The organism is Embleya sp. NPDC020630 (assembly GCF_044334985.1).
In the GTDB taxonomy this organism is placed as follows: Bacteria; Actinomycetota; Actinomycetes; order Streptomycetales; family Streptomycetaceae; genus Embleya.
Genome location: NZ_JBIRUB010000015.1, coordinates 76,051 through 90,243, shown reverse-complemented (window position 1 = coordinate 90,243; position 14,193 = coordinate 76,051). Strand labels below are relative to the sequence as shown.

The window sequence follows — 14,193 nt, the reverse complement described above, 5'->3', positions numbered from 1 at the left end:
CTCGTCACTCCTCCGGCCGAGTACTCAACGGGGCCAGTGAACCCTGCGAGAGCGGCGGGCAACCCGGTTCCAAAAGCCCGGACCGGGCGGCGAATCTGGCTCCCCGGACCAAAGAGCGGGGGCGAACCCGCCCGGGGACGTGGCAGAGCCTGGGCACGTCGCGCTCCTCCGGCACCCGGGCGGGTGCCTCGGGCGCGATCGGCTCCAGGGTCATCCGGCTCGCGTGCCGGCGACCGTCGCCCCATCCCGGGCGGCGGCGGAACAGTTCCGGGCAGGCGGCGGCGACCACCAAGAGCGGGGTCGGCTCCGGCTGGTCGAGCAGGTCCTCGACGACGCTCAGGACCGTGCTGTCGGCCAGGTGCAGGTCGTCGGCGAACACCACGAGCGGGCGATACTCGGCGAGTTCGGCCACATTGGGGGTGGTCGCCGGGCCGTGCGGGTCGAGCCGGATCGTCGCGGCGTTCCGCACCCGTCTCTCGAACGCCGCGAGCAACCGTGACTTGCCGATCCCTGGTCCGCCGAGGACCAGCACCAGGTGTGGCCGGGCCCGCCGGCGGACCCGTTCGAGCAGGCTGCTCAGTACATCCAACTCGGGTTCACGATCGACTGCTTCGGGTGTGAGCGGTGAGTCCGGACAGGATCCCCGGACGGTCCATCGTGGGCGCGGTCCGCCCTCGCGGCCGTAGCGGATCGCCGCGCCGGTCAGGCGGCTGGTGTGGTCGCACACCACGATCTCGGTGTCCTCGGCGAACTGAAGCAGGGACTCGCAGTCGACGAGCAACGCACCGTTGACCGGCAGCGGTTCCAGGAATCGTTCGGCGGGCCGCACCGGGATCTCGCCCGTCGACACGGCCACCCGCAGGGCGGGTCGTTCGCCGTCGGGGACGTCGAAGCAGATGCGCCGGCGCAGGGAGATGGCGGCGTGCACGGCCCGTTCGGCGACCCGATCCTCTCCGTCGTCCCGGGTGTCGGGGCGGAACACGGCCAGGGTGACCGAGCCGGTCGAGCCTGCGACGACGCCGCCGAAACGTTCGACCTCCTCGCGTACGGTTGTCGCGGTGCGTTCCAGTGCCTCGCCGACGTCGGCGACCCGGGAGCCGGTGCCGAAGTCGGCGCGGATCAGTACGGCGCTGACCCGGCTCCGCACTCCGGCGGCCGGCGGCGCGGCGGCCGAGGCGGTGCGGGCGAGCGGGTATTCGGGCTGTTCCGGCTCCGACGTGGGCGCGGCGAGCACCACGGGTCGGGCCGGACCGGCGGGCGCGGCCAGGGAAGGGTCGTGCACGAGGATCGCGTGTTGCAACATCCGCAGTTCCCGGCCGGGTTCGAGGCCGAACTGCTCGGCGAGGCGCAGCCGGGCCCGGCGGTAGACCGCGAGCGCGTCTGCCTGACGGCCGCTGCGGTACAGCGCGAGCATCAGCTGGTGACACGCCCGCTCGCGCAGCGGCTCGGCCTCGACCATGGTCTCCAACGCGCCGAGCACGCCCTGGTGGTGCCCGTTGGCCAACTCGGCCTCGTAGTAGTCCTCCATCACGTCGAGGCGGGCGTTTTGCAGTGCGGTCAGCTCCGTCCAGGAGTGTCCGGCCTCGACCAGGTCGGCCAGGGCCGGACCGCGCCACAGTTCCAGCACCTCGCGCAGGGTGTCCGCGGCGGCGTCGGGACGGCCGACGGCCAATTCCGCGCGACCGGCCTGGGCGAGGCGGTGGAATCGGAACATGTCGACCCGCTCGGGGTCGACCTGCAACTGGTATCCGTGCGAACAGGTCAGCAGCGCGGGCGGACGGGTGTCGCCGCGCGTGTGCTCGGCGAACATCACCCGCAGGCCGCGCACCGCGTTCTGCAGGATCTTGCGTGCGGTCGGCGGCGTCTCCTCGGTGTCCCACAGGCCCTCGAGGAGTTTGCTGGTCGCCACCTCGCGGTTGGCGTTGAGCAGCAGCAGGCCGAGTGTCGCCCGCCGCCGGTCGCCGCCGAGCGCGATCGGTTTCTCGTCGTCCATCAGTTTTAACGGACCCAGCACCATGAACTGCAAGAGATCCCCCGTAGATCGTTCGTGCTTTGCGTCATCCGTCGGATCGATACGCGCCTTCGGATCGATACGCGGTCAGGGCTTGAGGCAACGCCCTACGCCCATTCCGCTTCCCGGCCGCCGGCCCGCGGGTCAGGGGCGGTGACCCGCATGGTCGTCGGCGGCTCCTGGTGGACCGGTTCCAGATGCAGGACCTCGGTGCCCTGGGTGGGCGGGAAGGAGGCGAGGCAGGTGCAGTCCGCGTCGGCGAATCCCGCGAACCGGTAGGCGACTTCCATCATTCGGTTGCGCTCGGTGCGGCGGAAGTCGGCGGCCAGGTGCACCCGGGCCCGGGCGGCGGCGTCGGTGAGCCAGCGCAGCAGTACCGCGCCCGCGCCGAAGGAGACCACTCGGCAGGAGGTCGCCAGCAGTTTGATGTGCCAGGTCTGCGGGGTCTTCTCGATCAGCATCACCCCGACCGCCCCGTGCGGCCCGAAGCGGTCGCTCATCGAGACCACCAGCACGTCGTGGTCCTCGTCACGGGCCAGCGCGCGCAGCGCCGCGTCCGAGTAGTGCACGCCGGTGGCGTTCATCTGGCTGGTGCGCAGGGTCAGTTCCTCGACCCGGGTGATCTCCTCGTCCCGGGCCTTGGCGATCCGCATCTCCAGGTCGAGCGAGCGCAGGAACTCCTCGTCGGCTCCGCGGTATTGCTCCCGTTCCCGGTCCCGCTCGAACCCGGCCCGGTACATCATCCGGCGGCGACGCGCGTCGACGGTGACCACCGGCGGGCTGAACTCGGGCAGGTCGAGCAGCGCCTCGGCCTGCTCGGCCGGGTAGCACCGCACGTCGGGCAGGTGGTAGGCGACCTCGGCGCGCTCGGTCGGCAGGTCGTCGATGAACGCGATCGTCTTGGTCGCGAAGTTCAGCCGCTCGGCGATCCGGCGCACCGACTCCGACTTCGGACCCCAGCCGATCTGGGGCAGGACGAAGTATTCGGCCAGGCCCAGTTCCTCGAGCCGCGCCCATGCCTCGTCGTGGTCGTTGCGGCTGGAGACGGCCTGCAATACTCCACGCGCGTCGAGTTCCACCACGACCTTGCGGACGGCCTCGTCCACCTCGACGTGGCCGTCCTCGATCAGCGTGCCGCGCCACAGCGTGTTGTCGAGGTCCCAGATCAGGCACTTCACGACCGGTTGTGCTTCGGACATGTCCGCTCCCGTTTCGTACGACGGTTCAGCCCGCCGACGACGCCGCGTGCTCGGCGAGGATCAGCTGGCAGATCTCGTTGCTGCCTTCGATGACTTCCATCAACTTCGCGTCCCGGTAGGCACGTTCGACCACGTGTCCGCTCGCCGCCCCCGCGGAGGCGAGCACCTGGAGCGCGGAGGCCGCGCCGCGTGCGGCGTGACCGGCCGCGACGTGCTTGGCCAGGACCGACGCGGGCACCTGTTCGGGCGATCCCTCGTCGCGGCTGCCGCTCGCCCGCTCGCAGGCGAACGTCGCGGTGCGTTCCGCGGCGTACAGCTCGGCCAGGTGACGGGCGACGAGTTGGTGTTGGAGGAGAGGTTTGCCGAACTGCTCGCGGGTCGCGGCGTGTCGGGCGACCGCCGTCAGGCACGCGCGCAGGATGCCGACGCAGCCCCAGGCCACCGACAGGCGGCCGTAGGTCAGCGCGATGGTGGTGAGCATGACGATCGGCTGGCCGGCCACGGCGAGCAGGTGCTCCGCGGGCAGCCGTACGTGGTCGAGTTCCACCGTGGCGTGTCCGGCCGCGCGGCAGCCCATCGGGTGGGCCACCCGGGTCACCCGCACCCCGGGCGCCGTCGCCGGCACCACGGCGACCGCGCCGCCGCCCTCGTACCGGCCGAAGACCACGATCCAGTCGGCGTAGTCGGCGGCCGTGATCCACGTCTTGGTGCCGTGCACGACGATGTCGGCACCCTCGCGCCGGATCCCGGTGCCCATCGCGGCCAGGTCGCTGCCGGCGGCCGGTTCGCTGAACGCGACCGCGGCCAGTTCGCCGCCGGTGAGTCGGGCCAGGTATTCCTCGCGCTGCGCCCGGTCCCCGAAGCGCCGAATCGTCCACGCGGCCATGCCCTGGGAGGTCATCACGCTGCGCAGCGAGCTGCACAACGCACCGGTGTGCGCGGTGAGTTCGCCGTTGTCGGTACAGGACAGGCCGAGGCCGCCGAACCGCTGCTCGGTCTCGGCGCACAACACGCCCTTGGCGCCGAGTGCGCGCAGGACGGCGATCGGGATCTCGCCCGCCACGTCCCACCCGCTCGCGGCGTCGGCGACCGTCTCGGTCACCAGCGCGTTCAGGTGGTCAGGCACCCTCGCCCCCGCCGCGCAGTCGGATCACCAGCGCGCTCATCGAGCGCAGGGTGCGGAAGTTGTCCAGCGCGAGGTCGGGGCCCTCCACCTCGATGTCGAAGGTGCCCTCCACGAACACCACCAGTTCCATCGCGAAGAGCGAGGACACCGCGCCCGAGGCGAACAGGTCCACCTCCCGCTCCCAGGTCGTCTTGGTCTTGGCCGTCAGGAACGCGCCGATGCGCTCCTCGATGGCGGCGACCGGCAGATCCGTGGTCGAGTCCACCGTCGAGCGTGTTGTCGAGTCCGTCATGGGAGAGTCCCTTTCTCATCGCACCTTGTTCTTGCGGGCGAGCGTGATCCCGTCCGCCATGACGAGCATCGACAGCTCCACCCGGGCGTCGGCGTACAGCGCCGCGTTGAGTTCGCGGATGGCCCTGGTGTCCGCGTCGTCCGCCTCCGGGTCTGCGACCCGGCCGAAGTAGAGGGTGTTGTCGAGCACGATCAGGCCGCCGGGCCGCAGGTGGGTCAGCGCGTCCTCGTAGTAGCGCGCGTAGCCGGTCTTGTCGGCGTCGACGAACACCAGGTCGTAGGTTTCGGGGCCGTGCTCGGCGAGCAGGGCCGCCATGGTCTGCGTGCCGTCCCCGAGCCGCAGTTCGATCCGGTCCGAGACACCGGCGCGGTCCCAGTAGCGCCGGGCGATCCGGGTCCAGCGCTCGTTGATGTCGCAGGTGACGATGCGTCCGTCGGGCGGCAGCGCCCGGGCCATGCACAGCGTGCCGTAGCCGGTGAACGTGCCGATCTCCAAGACCCGGTGGGCGCCGGTCAACCCGACGAGCAGGGCCAGGAGTTGGCCCTCCTCGGGCATGGTGACCATGGCGTCGAGCATGGGCATGGACGCGGTCTCGGCGACCAGATCGCGCAGGATGTCGTCGTCACGCAGCGACACCGAGCGCACGTACGCGAGCAGGCGCTCGTCCAACTCCACCTGGCCGGCCATCACGACGCTCCGTACTGGTAGAAACCACGCCCGGTCTTGCGGCCGTGCTCGCCCTCGGCGACCTTGCGCAGCAGCAGTTCGCTGGGGCGGCATCCCTCGTCGCCGGTGCGCTCGTGCAGCACCCACAACGAGTCGACGAGGTTGTCGATGCCGATCAGGTCGGCCGTGCGCAGCGGTCCGGTCGGGTGTCCGAGGCATCCCTCCATCAGGGCGTCGACGTCCTCGACGCTCGCCCGGCCCTCCTCGACGAGGTTCGCCGCGTCGTTGATCATGCGGTGCAGCAGCCGGCTGGTGACGAAGCCCGGGCCGTCGCCGACCACGATGCCCTTGCGGTCCAGGGTGGACAGCAGGTCCCGTACGGACGACATCGCCCGCTCACCGGTGCGCGGTCCGCGCACGATCTCCAAGGTGCCGATCAGGTACGGCGGATTCATGAAGTGGATGCCGACCAGGTCCTCGGGGGACGGGACCTGGCCGGCGAGTTCGTCGACCGGAATCGACGAAGTGTTGGTGACGCGGAGGGTGCCGGGCGCGACCACGGCGGCGATCTCCTTGTGCGCGTCGGCCTTGAGCCCGGCGAGTTCGGTGATCGCCTCGATCACCCAGGTCGCGTCCGCGGCCGCCGCCGCCGTGTCGGCGAGGTGCAGTTCGCCGACCGCCGCATCCGGGGAGAGCGCTCCCATCATGCGGGCGAGCCGGAGTTCGTGGCGTAACCGCGCGCGTGCCGTGTCCAGTCGCGCTCGGTCCACGTCCACGAGCGTCACCGCCACTCCCCGCGCGACGGCGAGGGTGGCGATGCCGATGCCCATCACGCCGGCGCCGAACACCGCGAGTTGCGGCGCGCGCCCGTTCCCGGTCATCGGCCGACCACTTCCGACCGTGCCGCGACGGCGCGAGGCCCGGGCGATCCCCGGCCGATGTCACGAACGACAGACCCGCTCATCATCACCCCAGCTTGTGCGTTGTGCGTGCGGAAGCATTTCCGGAGGAAGGTTCTCCGGAGTCGAGACGGAAGGAAAAAGGGAAGGAAGGAGCGCGCGCGAAAGCGCACGCCGAATACGGGCATGGATCGTCAGGTCGACCGAGTCGCATCGTCGCGACGCCGACTGCAAGGCCGTTCTCTGCGATGACTGTTACGAAATCCGTTTCCGGGACGATTGCCCGGACCCGGTGCGTGCACATCCGGTCAGGCGCGGCTCACCGCGCCACCGGAGCTCGGAATATCGCCCCCTGGTGGTTCCACGAGAATCTGCGCGATCGCATTGTTCTCACGGCTTACAAGTCTGTGCCGGAGGGCCGGCGGACTCCAGCCCGCGACCCGCTCATCAAGCTGCACTTCCACTTGATGAAGCTCTCCCGCCGCCGCTCGACGAAGCCCACTCGTGGTGCGAACACGCAGGTCGGGGGCTATACGTCCTCCGCGAGGTTGGCCTCCTTCACCAGGTAGCCGAACTGGAAGCGGCTCGTCGCACCGAACATCTGCATGACCTGACCGATGTGTTTGCGACACGTGCGCACCGACACACCGAGGCGTCGGGCGATGGCCTCGTCCTTGGCACCGGAGATCAACATCCTGACGATCTCCTTCTTCATGTCGTTGCTGATCAGGTCGGTTTCCGCACGCCCGGTGTCGAACTCCTTGGCTGTCGCCCAGACATGCTCGAAACACGAGTACAGGAAGTCGATCAGCGAACGTTCCTGGACCACCAGGGCGCCGCCGTCCTCGCCGTTCGCCAGGATGTACGCGGCGGTGCGGTCGAAGATGAACATCGTGCCGAACAGCGCCCCGGCCGTGCGTACCTCCACGCCGGATTCGACCAGTCTTCCCGCGTGTTCGCGGGTCGGTGTGTCGAATCGGGCGGCGTGCTGGTACAGGACGCGCATGGGCACGCCCGTGTCGGGCCGGTGGAAGTCCCGGGCCCGGGCCTCGACCAGGTTCTCGGCCGGCCACTCGCTCCGGGGTTGCATGCAGACGATTTCGTCGGAACTGTTCGCCGCCGACTCGGACAACAACAGCCCGATCGTCTCGGGTACTTGTACGATGTCGAAGGAATTCGTGTACTGGCTGCCGAACTTGCTCGACCGGAACAACAGCGAGAGCCGCGCCAGGTCGTTGCGCAACTGCCCCGTCGCCTGTTTCCGTTCCAGCAGTTCCAGTTCGCTCCTGGTCAGGAGGTTCGCGGATGCGATGCTCGGATCCGCGGGAACGAACCAGGCGTCCCGGTCGTGGGACGGTCGAATGAGCTGGAGCCCCAGGAGCGTGGCGACGATCGCCTCGCTCGCGTCGGGGTCCGTGAGGCCGAATGCGTGGGCGACATCGTCGACCGCGAATCCCTCCCGGCTCAGGCTCCATTCGTAGACTTCGAACAATCCGGCATCCGGTTCGGGAAACAAGGGCACTCCATGTGAACTATGTATTCCGTACGGACGACGGGGTCCGACCGTTGGTACCGGCCCCCGACCGGGGCGGGACCCCGGTTGCCGCAAGCGGTTCCACCGTCTCATGGAACGACCCGAACCTGCCCCGGTGGAACACCAACGGCGCGGGCTCGTCGCGGTTCGCCCGTAGTGCGTTCACCCTGCCGACGATGATCACGTGATCACCGGCGGCATGCTCGACGTCGATCGTGCACGCCAACCAGGCGAGCGCGTCCGACAGTTCCGGGCCGGCCGGCGCCTCGGTCCAGCGCACATCGGCGAACCGATCGATGTCCTTGACCGAGAACTGCCGGCACAACCGTCCCTGGTCGCTGCCGAGGACGTTGACGCAGAACGTGCCACTGCGTCGGAGGTCGATCAGTGTCGACGACTCGTTGCCCACGCAGAACATCACCAGCGGGGGCGTCAACGACACCGAAGCGAAGGAATTGCACGCCATGCCGACGGGACCGCCGAACGGCCCGGTGGTGGTGATCACCGTGACACCGGTCGGCAGTTGTCCGAGTGTGCGTCGGAATTCCGTCATGTCGAACGGGACAACCATCACCGAACTCCTCGATTGGCCACACCTCGAAAGCATAATGAGCGGCCCGAAAGCGGCGTTGGCACGAGCCACCAAGACCTCCGGCCGGCTTTGGCCCCGGGCGCAGTTGCCTGCCGGCCCCCGGAGGTTTTTCGCCTCGCGGCAAACGCCGAATCGTGATGCGCCCGCGGCCGATCGGCGCGGCCGAAATCAGCGCAGGACCAGTGCCAACAATGCTTCGCGCAGGTCGTCGCGGCGACCGGCGAACAATTCCTCGAGGCTGATGTCGAAGACCATCGCGACGAGCAGGTGGGCCATCGCGTCCGGCGGATCCCAGCCCAGCGCGGCGAGTTCGGGCCTGAGCAGCTCGCGGGTGCGGGCGTTGCGGGCCCGCGTCTCCTCGAACAGGTCGGGGTCGGTGCGGGCCTGGACCAGCAGTGCGCGGGTGCCGGTCGTGGCCAACCCGGCGTCCAGGTAGCCGTGCACGCCGGCGATCACCCGTTCGGGTCCGGGCGCGAGTCCGGCCACGGTGGCGAGCACCCGCTCCTCCATCTCGCCGTGGTATCTGCGGTGCAGCGCAACGAGATAGCCGCGACGATCCGCGAAGTGCTGGTAGAAGCTGCCTTTGGCCATGCCCGCCGCGGCCACCACGGCGTTCACCGACATCCTGGACAGCCCGCAGGTGTCGGCGACCTCCAGTCCCGCGCGCAACAGCGCCTCGCGTCCCGGTCCGGCCGGCCGCGCCATCGCCCACCTCGACTTCCCGACGGCCGAACCGGCTGGTCGTCTTGACAGTTGGACCCGTCGCGCCCACCTTATGACCGACCGGCCGGTCATGACAGCAACGGGCTTGGTTTTCCCACCTGTTCGAAAGGACGTGGAGCACTTCATGGATCTACGACGCACGTTACGCCACCGGCTCACCACATTGGTGGGTGTACTCGGGATCACCGCCGCCGCGTTGTTCGCGGCCCCGGCAACGGCCCGCGCCGACGACACCGCCCCGGTCGAACTGCCGCGCCTGGTCACCGGCGACCCGGCCAATCACGCGGGAATGTTGCAGACCGAGGTGAACTGGTGGAACCTCGCGCGGATCGCCGAGTACGGCCTCAATGCCGACGGCGCCGACGCGTTCCCGCCGCCGGGCGGCTGGGACGACCTCAGCCGGCCGTGGGCCGGGCAGGGCACGGTTTCGCGGACCACCGGCAAGTTGCTGATGGTGTACCGCAATTCCTTCGACCCGAGCCAGTACGTGCCCTCCGCGTGCTCGGCTAACGTGATCACCGCCGCCAACCGGAGCACCATCGTCACCGCGGGCCACTGCTTCAAGGTGACGGCCAATCTGCGGGGCGCGCTCGGCGACGACGTCGTGGTCAACGCGGTGTTCATCCCCGGCTTCAACGGCGCGAACGTGCCCCGCTTCACGGGCACCGACGACTCCACCGCGCCCCCGCCCGGCACGGATGTCGCCCCGTACGGCGTCTGGGGTGTCACGCGTGCCTGGATCACCCCCACCTGGGACGGTGACAGCACCTTCCGGTCCGGCGGCGACGTGGCCATGGCCACCGTCGAACGCCCCGGCGACCCCACCCCGATCCAGCAGATCACCGGCGGCCAGAACATCGCGTTCGGCGTGGCCGCCAACCCGCTGACGCTGCATCAGTTCGGCTACCCGACCGACAACAACCGCAACTGGTACTGGTCGAAGAACAGCGACGGCAGCACCGCCGCCGACTTCGGCGTCGCCCCCTCACTGCGACGCGGATTCGACGGCCGGACCCTGATGTACGCACGCGGCGACACCATCGCCGACTCGACCGTCGGCCTCGCCCACGACATGGCCTCGGCGATGTCACCCGGCTCCAGCGGCGGCCCGTGGCTGATGAACTTCGACCCTGCCACCGGTACCGGCACCCAGATCGCGGTCACCTCGCGGTTCACCGACCCCACCGGCACCTCCCCCTGGTGGGACGCGGCCTGGGCGATCGTGCACGGCGGCACCCCGAACTGGGCCTACGGGCCGTACCTGATGTCCAACGGCTTCGGTGACCTGACCCAGGCGATGTACAACGTCGCACGGAACGCGACCGTCTGACCCGCACACCGGCGTGCCCCCGGCCACGCGGCCGGGGGCACGCCGGTTTCAGGTACCGGACAGGGCTTCCGTCGGGGCCGGCCGACTGGCCCGGATCGACGGGTACACACCGGCGGCCATGCCGACCACGATCGCGCCGCCGAAACCGGCCCCGACCGAGCCCGGCGAAACGACCGCGGGCCAGTACCGCGACCAGGCGTAGCCGCAGGTCGCGGCCACCCCGAGGGCGGTGCCGGCAAGGCCGCCGAGGGTGGACAGGGCAACAAGTCCCGCAACCGGCGCACCGGCGGCACCGGCCTGGGCCTGGCGATCGGCCGGCGCCTCGCCCGGGCGCACGACGGCGAGGTCACCGCCCGCAGCACCCTCGGCGAGGGCTCGACGTTCACCATCCGGCTGCCGCGATAGCGCGGCGCGGCCGAATCGGCGGACGCGGTAGGCGCGTTCGGGTCGTGCTCGGGTCGGGCGCGGGCGAGCCTCGGGCATCTGCTGTGAGCAGATCCGCTCACGGCAGATCCGGTCGTCGCGGGCCGGCCCGAGGGCTCAGGGTGGAGACATGAGCGATGACCCGAAGAGCCCCATCCTCCTCGAACACACCCGACGCGACCTGTATACCCAGCGCGTGCTGCTCCTCGACGGACCGTTGGACGACGACAACGGCACGCTGCTCACCACGCAGTTGCTGACCCTGGCGGCCGAGGACCCGAAGGCCGACATCGCGCTGTGGATCCATTCGCCCGGCGGCTCGGTGCCGGCGATGCTCGCGATCCGCGACGTCATGCGGGTGATCCCGTGCGACGTGTCCACGCTGGTGCTCGGAATCGCGTACAGCGCGGGCCAGTTCCTGCTCTCGGCGGGCACGCACGGCAAACGCCGGGCGCTCCCGCACTCCCGGGTGCTGATGCACCAGGGCTCCGCGGGCATCGGCGGCACGGCCGTCGACATCGAGTTGCAGGCCAACGACCTTCGGCACACCCGCGACACGGTACTCGGCCTGATCGCGGAGGACACCGGGCAGCCGGTCGAGCGCATCTTCGAGGACTCGCTCCACGACCGCTGGTACACCGCGCGCGAAGCGCTCGACTACGGCTTCATCGACACGATCGTGGCGGACTTCGCCGAGATCGCGCCGCGCGGCCCGCGCCGCCTCACCACCAACGCCGGCTTCCAGGGGACCCTGTCATGAGCACCTACGCCATTCCGAACGTGATCACCCGCGACTCGCGCGGCGAACGCATCATGGACGTGTATTCGCATCTGCTCGCCGAGCGCGTCGTCTACCTCGGCACCGCGATCGACGCGGGCGTGGCCAACGCGCTCGTGGCGCAGCTGTTGTTCCTGGAGGCGGACAACCAGGACCGCGAGATCCAGTTCTACATCAACTGCGAGGGCGGCGACCCCAGCGCGATGCTGGCGATCTACGACACGATGCGGTACGTGCGCTCCGAGATCGCCACCACGTGTGTCGGCCAAGCGGTCGCGGTCGGCGCGGTATTGCTCGCGGCCGGCGCGCCGGGCAAGCGCGCCGCGCTGCCGCACGCGCGGGTGGTGCTGCACCAGCCCGCCGCGCAGGGTCGCGGCACCATCCCGGATCTGATCCTGCAGGCCGACGAAGTGGTGCGGGTGCGGGCGGACATCGAGCAGATCCTGTCCCGGCACACCGGCAACAGCACGGCCACCCTGCGCGCGGACACCGACCACGACCGAGTCTTCACCGCGGAGGGCGCGAAGGAGTACGGCCTGATCGACATGGTGCTGGAGGAGCGGTAACGCACTGACACCGACGTGCTCGGCCCGGCGCGCCCCCGCTCGCTCCTTGACGACGTGCGGTCAGGCCGCCAGGCCGAACGCGGCGCGGCACACCGGGGCGGAACGGCCCGTCGGGCGGGCGCTCGTCAGGATGTCGGCGACGGCGATGGTCAGGTCGCCGAGGGTCACGTCGAGCGCGCCGCCGAGGGCGGCGATCATCTCGCTCGACGGTTCCTTGATTCCACGCTCCACCTCGGAGAGGTATTGCGGCGACAGACCGGCCCGGCCGGCCGTCTCGGCGAGGGTTTCGCCGCGTTCGTGGCGCAACGATCGCAGGTGTTCGCCGAGCACGTGTCGCCACAGCGGCTCGCGGTCCGGAACGGGGGCCGGGCGGCGAGGCGCGGCCGTCGGTGCGGGTGCGGCGGGCGCCGGCGCGACGTGCGCGGGCGCCGGCGCGAGGCGCACCTTGTCGTCGGTGCGGGGCGAAAGCGGTGTAGCGGTCTCGGCCATGGTTCATCGTAGGCCGCGACCCCGCGCCGTTTCCGCGTTGTCCGCCGCGGGCGAAATCGGCGAGCCGCGCGGGGAGTCCGCCGGTTGATCCCCGGCGGGCCGCTCACGGGGGCGCCGGCCGCCGATTTATCTCAACGTTCATTAAGTTGACGTTCACTGAGTTTCATGGTTTTCTCTTAGCGCTAAGACACACCAGGCGCTCAGAGGGAGCCCGTCATGACCACCCTCCAATCCGACCCGACCACCACCACCCCGACGGTTTCACTCAAGCGCCGGCTCGCCGTGATCGCCCTCGCGGTCGGCACGTTCTCCGTGGTGACCGTCGAACAACTCCCGGTCGGCCTGCTGACCTCCGTCGGCAAATCGCTCGGGGTGTCCGAGGGCCTGGCCGGCCTCATGGTCACCATCCCGGGCCTGGTCGCCGCCGCGACCGCGCCGATACTTCCCGTCCTGATCGGCCGACTCGACCGCCGGCTGGTCCTCCTGGCGCTGATCACCCTGATGGTCGTGGCCACCCTCGGCTCGGCGTTCGCCCCGAACTTCGCCGTCCTGCTGGTCACCCGGTTCCTGGTCGGCATCGGCATCGGCGGGTTCTGGGCCCTCGCGGCCGGCCTCGCCGTCCGCCTCGTGCCCGAGGCACACATCCCCCGCGCCGTCGCGATCACCTTCGGCGGCGCCACCGCCGCCAACGTCATCGGCGTGCCCGCCGGAACCCTGATCGGCAACCTCGCCACGTGGCGCGTGGCCTTCCTGTCCGTCGCCGCGCTCGGCCTGCTCGTGATCACCGCGCTGGTCTTCCTGGTCCCGCCGATCCCGGCCGGCGAACCGGTGCGACTGCGCGCCCTGCCCGCCCAGTTCCGCAACCCGGCCGTGCGTACCGGCGTGCTGGCCACCTTCCTCCTGGTCAGCGGCCACTTCGCCGCCTTCACCTTCGTCGGTCCGGTCCTGGAGGACGTCTCCGGTCTGGACAAGGGCATGGTGGGCCCCCTGCTGCTCGGCTTCGGCATCGCCGGCATCGCGGGCAACTTCCTCGCCGGCACAGCCGCGGCCCGCAACCTGCGCGGCACGATCGTGGCGATCAGCGCGGTACTGGCCGGTGTCCTGGCCCTGTTCCCGCTCCTGGGCACCACCCGGGTCAGCGGCGCGGTGATGCTCCTGCTGTGGGGCCTGGCCTTCGGCGCCGTGCCGGTGAGCGTGCAGACCTGGATCCTGCGCTCCTCGGCCGCCGAGGACACCGAGGCCGCGACCGCCCTCAACACCTCGATGTTCAACCTGGCCATCGCCCTCGGCGCACTGCTCGGCGGCATCGTGGTCGACGCCATCTCCCCCACCGGCATCCTGCTCTCCGGCGCCGTCCTGACCGCGCTGACCTCGCTGGCCATGTGGCGCACGAGGCACAGCTGAACGCCGGGGAGGGCGGTTGTGCTCCAACCTCCCGCCCACTCACCGAAACGCCGTGTGGCCCGCCGAAATCCTCGGCGGGCCACACGGCGTTTTCACGCCTCGCGCAGGCGGCGGCCGGATGGATAACACGAGGGTTAATGACGGTTGCGCGATCCGCCGTT

At 70.2% G+C, this 14,193-nt stretch carries 15 protein-coding genes; 5 read left to right on the top strand and 10 right to left on the bottom strand.

Annotated elements, in window-relative coordinates; genetic code table 11:
- Positions 1-4: 4 nt before the first annotated feature.
- The 9 genes from ACH4XV_RS36035 to ACH4XV_RS35995 all read right to left on the bottom strand — a co-directional run bounded on the left by ACH4XV_RS36035 (position 5) and on the right by ACH4XV_RS35995 (position 9,024).
- Positions 5-1,993, bottom strand: coding sequence for a BTAD domain-containing putative transcriptional regulator (locus ACH4XV_RS36035; RefSeq protein WP_395796695.1), 1,989 nt, complete (start codon positions 1,991-1,993; stop codon positions 5-7).
- 125 nt (positions 1,994-2,118) lie between these two features.
- The gene (locus tag ACH4XV_RS36030) at positions 2,119-3,210 is read right to left on the bottom strand and encodes an HAD-IIIC family phosphatase (RefSeq protein ID WP_395796693.1); all 1,092 of its coding nucleotides are present in this window, start codon (positions 3,208-3,210) and stop codon (positions 2,119-2,121) included.
- A gap of 25 nt (positions 3,211-3,235) precedes the next feature.
- Positions 3,236-4,336, bottom strand: a complete 1,101-nt coding sequence (locus ACH4XV_RS36025) for an acyl-CoA dehydrogenase family protein (protein WP_395796691.1) — start codon at positions 4,334-4,336, stop codon at positions 3,236-3,238.
- The gene (locus tag ACH4XV_RS36020; RefSeq protein WP_395796689.1) at positions 4,329-4,628 is read right to left on the bottom strand and encodes an acyl carrier protein; all 300 of its coding nucleotides are present in this window, start codon (positions 4,626-4,628) and stop codon (positions 4,329-4,331) included. The genes ACH4XV_RS36025 and ACH4XV_RS36020 overlap by 8 nt, the downstream gene beginning before the upstream one ends.
- 15 nt (positions 4,629-4,643) lie before the next feature.
- Entirely contained in the window at positions 4,644-5,315 is a 672-nt protein-coding gene (locus ACH4XV_RS36015; protein ID WP_395796688.1) for an O-methyltransferase, read from the bottom strand.
- Positions 5,315-6,175 (bottom strand): 3-hydroxyacyl-CoA dehydrogenase family protein, encoded by an 861-nt coding sequence (locus ACH4XV_RS36010; RefSeq protein ID WP_395796686.1) that lies wholly within the window; start codon positions 6,173-6,175, stop codon positions 5,315-5,317. The genes ACH4XV_RS36015 and ACH4XV_RS36010 overlap by 1 nt, the downstream gene beginning before the upstream one ends.
- 547 nt (positions 6,176-6,722) lie before the next feature.
- Positions 6,723-7,709: a LuxR C-terminal-related transcriptional regulator gene (locus ACH4XV_RS36005; protein ID WP_395796684.1), complete on the bottom strand. Its 987-nt coding sequence runs from the start codon at positions 7,707-7,709 to the stop codon at positions 6,723-6,725.
- 16 nt (positions 7,710-7,725) lie between these two features.
- Positions 7,726-8,298: a flavin reductase family protein gene (locus tag ACH4XV_RS36000; protein ID WP_395796682.1), complete on the bottom strand. Its 573-nt coding sequence runs from the start codon at positions 8,296-8,298 to the stop codon at positions 7,726-7,728.
- A 189-nt stretch (positions 8,299-8,487) separates the two neighbouring features.
- The gene (locus tag ACH4XV_RS35995; protein WP_395796680.1) at positions 8,488-9,024 is read right to left on the bottom strand and encodes a TetR/AcrR family transcriptional regulator; all 537 of its coding nucleotides are present in this window, start codon (positions 9,022-9,024) and stop codon (positions 8,488-8,490) included.
- Positions 9,025-9,166: 142 nt separating this feature from the next.
- Between ACH4XV_RS35995 and ACH4XV_RS35990 the strand changes: the two genes are divergently transcribed.
- The 4 genes from ACH4XV_RS35990 to ACH4XV_RS35975 all read left to right on the top strand — a co-directional run bounded on the left by ACH4XV_RS35990 (position 9,167) and on the right by ACH4XV_RS35975 (position 12,139).
- On the top strand, positions 9,167-10,372 hold the full coding sequence (locus ACH4XV_RS35990; protein WP_395796678.1) for a trypsin-like serine peptidase: 1,206 nt from the start codon (positions 9,167-9,169) through the stop codon (positions 10,370-10,372).
- A 297-nt stretch (positions 10,373-10,669) separates the two neighbouring features.
- The gene (locus ACH4XV_RS35985) at positions 10,670-10,777 is read left to right on the top strand and encodes an ATP-binding protein (RefSeq protein WP_395796808.1); all 108 of its coding nucleotides are present in this window, start codon (positions 10,670-10,672) and stop codon (positions 10,775-10,777) included.
- A 148-nt stretch (positions 10,778-10,925) separates the two neighbouring features.
- Positions 10,926-11,555 carry a ClpP family protease gene (locus ACH4XV_RS35980; protein WP_395796676.1) on the top strand — a complete coding sequence of 210 codons (630 nt, stop codon included), beginning with the start codon at positions 10,926-10,928 and terminating at the stop codon, positions 11,553-11,555.
- Entirely contained in the window at positions 11,552-12,139 is a 588-nt protein-coding gene (locus ACH4XV_RS35975) for a ClpP family protease (protein WP_380000358.1), read from the top strand. Before ACH4XV_RS35980 ends, ACH4XV_RS35975 begins: the two co-directional genes overlap by 4 nt.
- A gap of 60 nt (positions 12,140-12,199) precedes the next feature.
- On the opposite strand, the gene ACH4XV_RS35970 is transcribed toward ACH4XV_RS35975, so the two are convergent.
- Positions 12,200-12,628, bottom strand: coding sequence for a helix-turn-helix domain-containing protein (locus tag ACH4XV_RS35970; protein ID WP_395796674.1), 429 nt, complete (start codon positions 12,626-12,628; stop codon positions 12,200-12,202).
- A gap of 216 nt (positions 12,629-12,844) precedes the next feature.
- Here ACH4XV_RS35970 and ACH4XV_RS35965 point away from each other — a divergent pair, with 216 nt between their 5' ends.
- Complete coding sequence (locus ACH4XV_RS35965; RefSeq protein ID WP_395796672.1) at positions 12,845-14,032, top strand: MFS transporter; 1,188 nt, start codon at positions 12,845-12,847, stop codon at positions 14,030-14,032.
- The last annotated feature ends 161 nt before the right edge of the window (positions 14,033-14,193 follow it).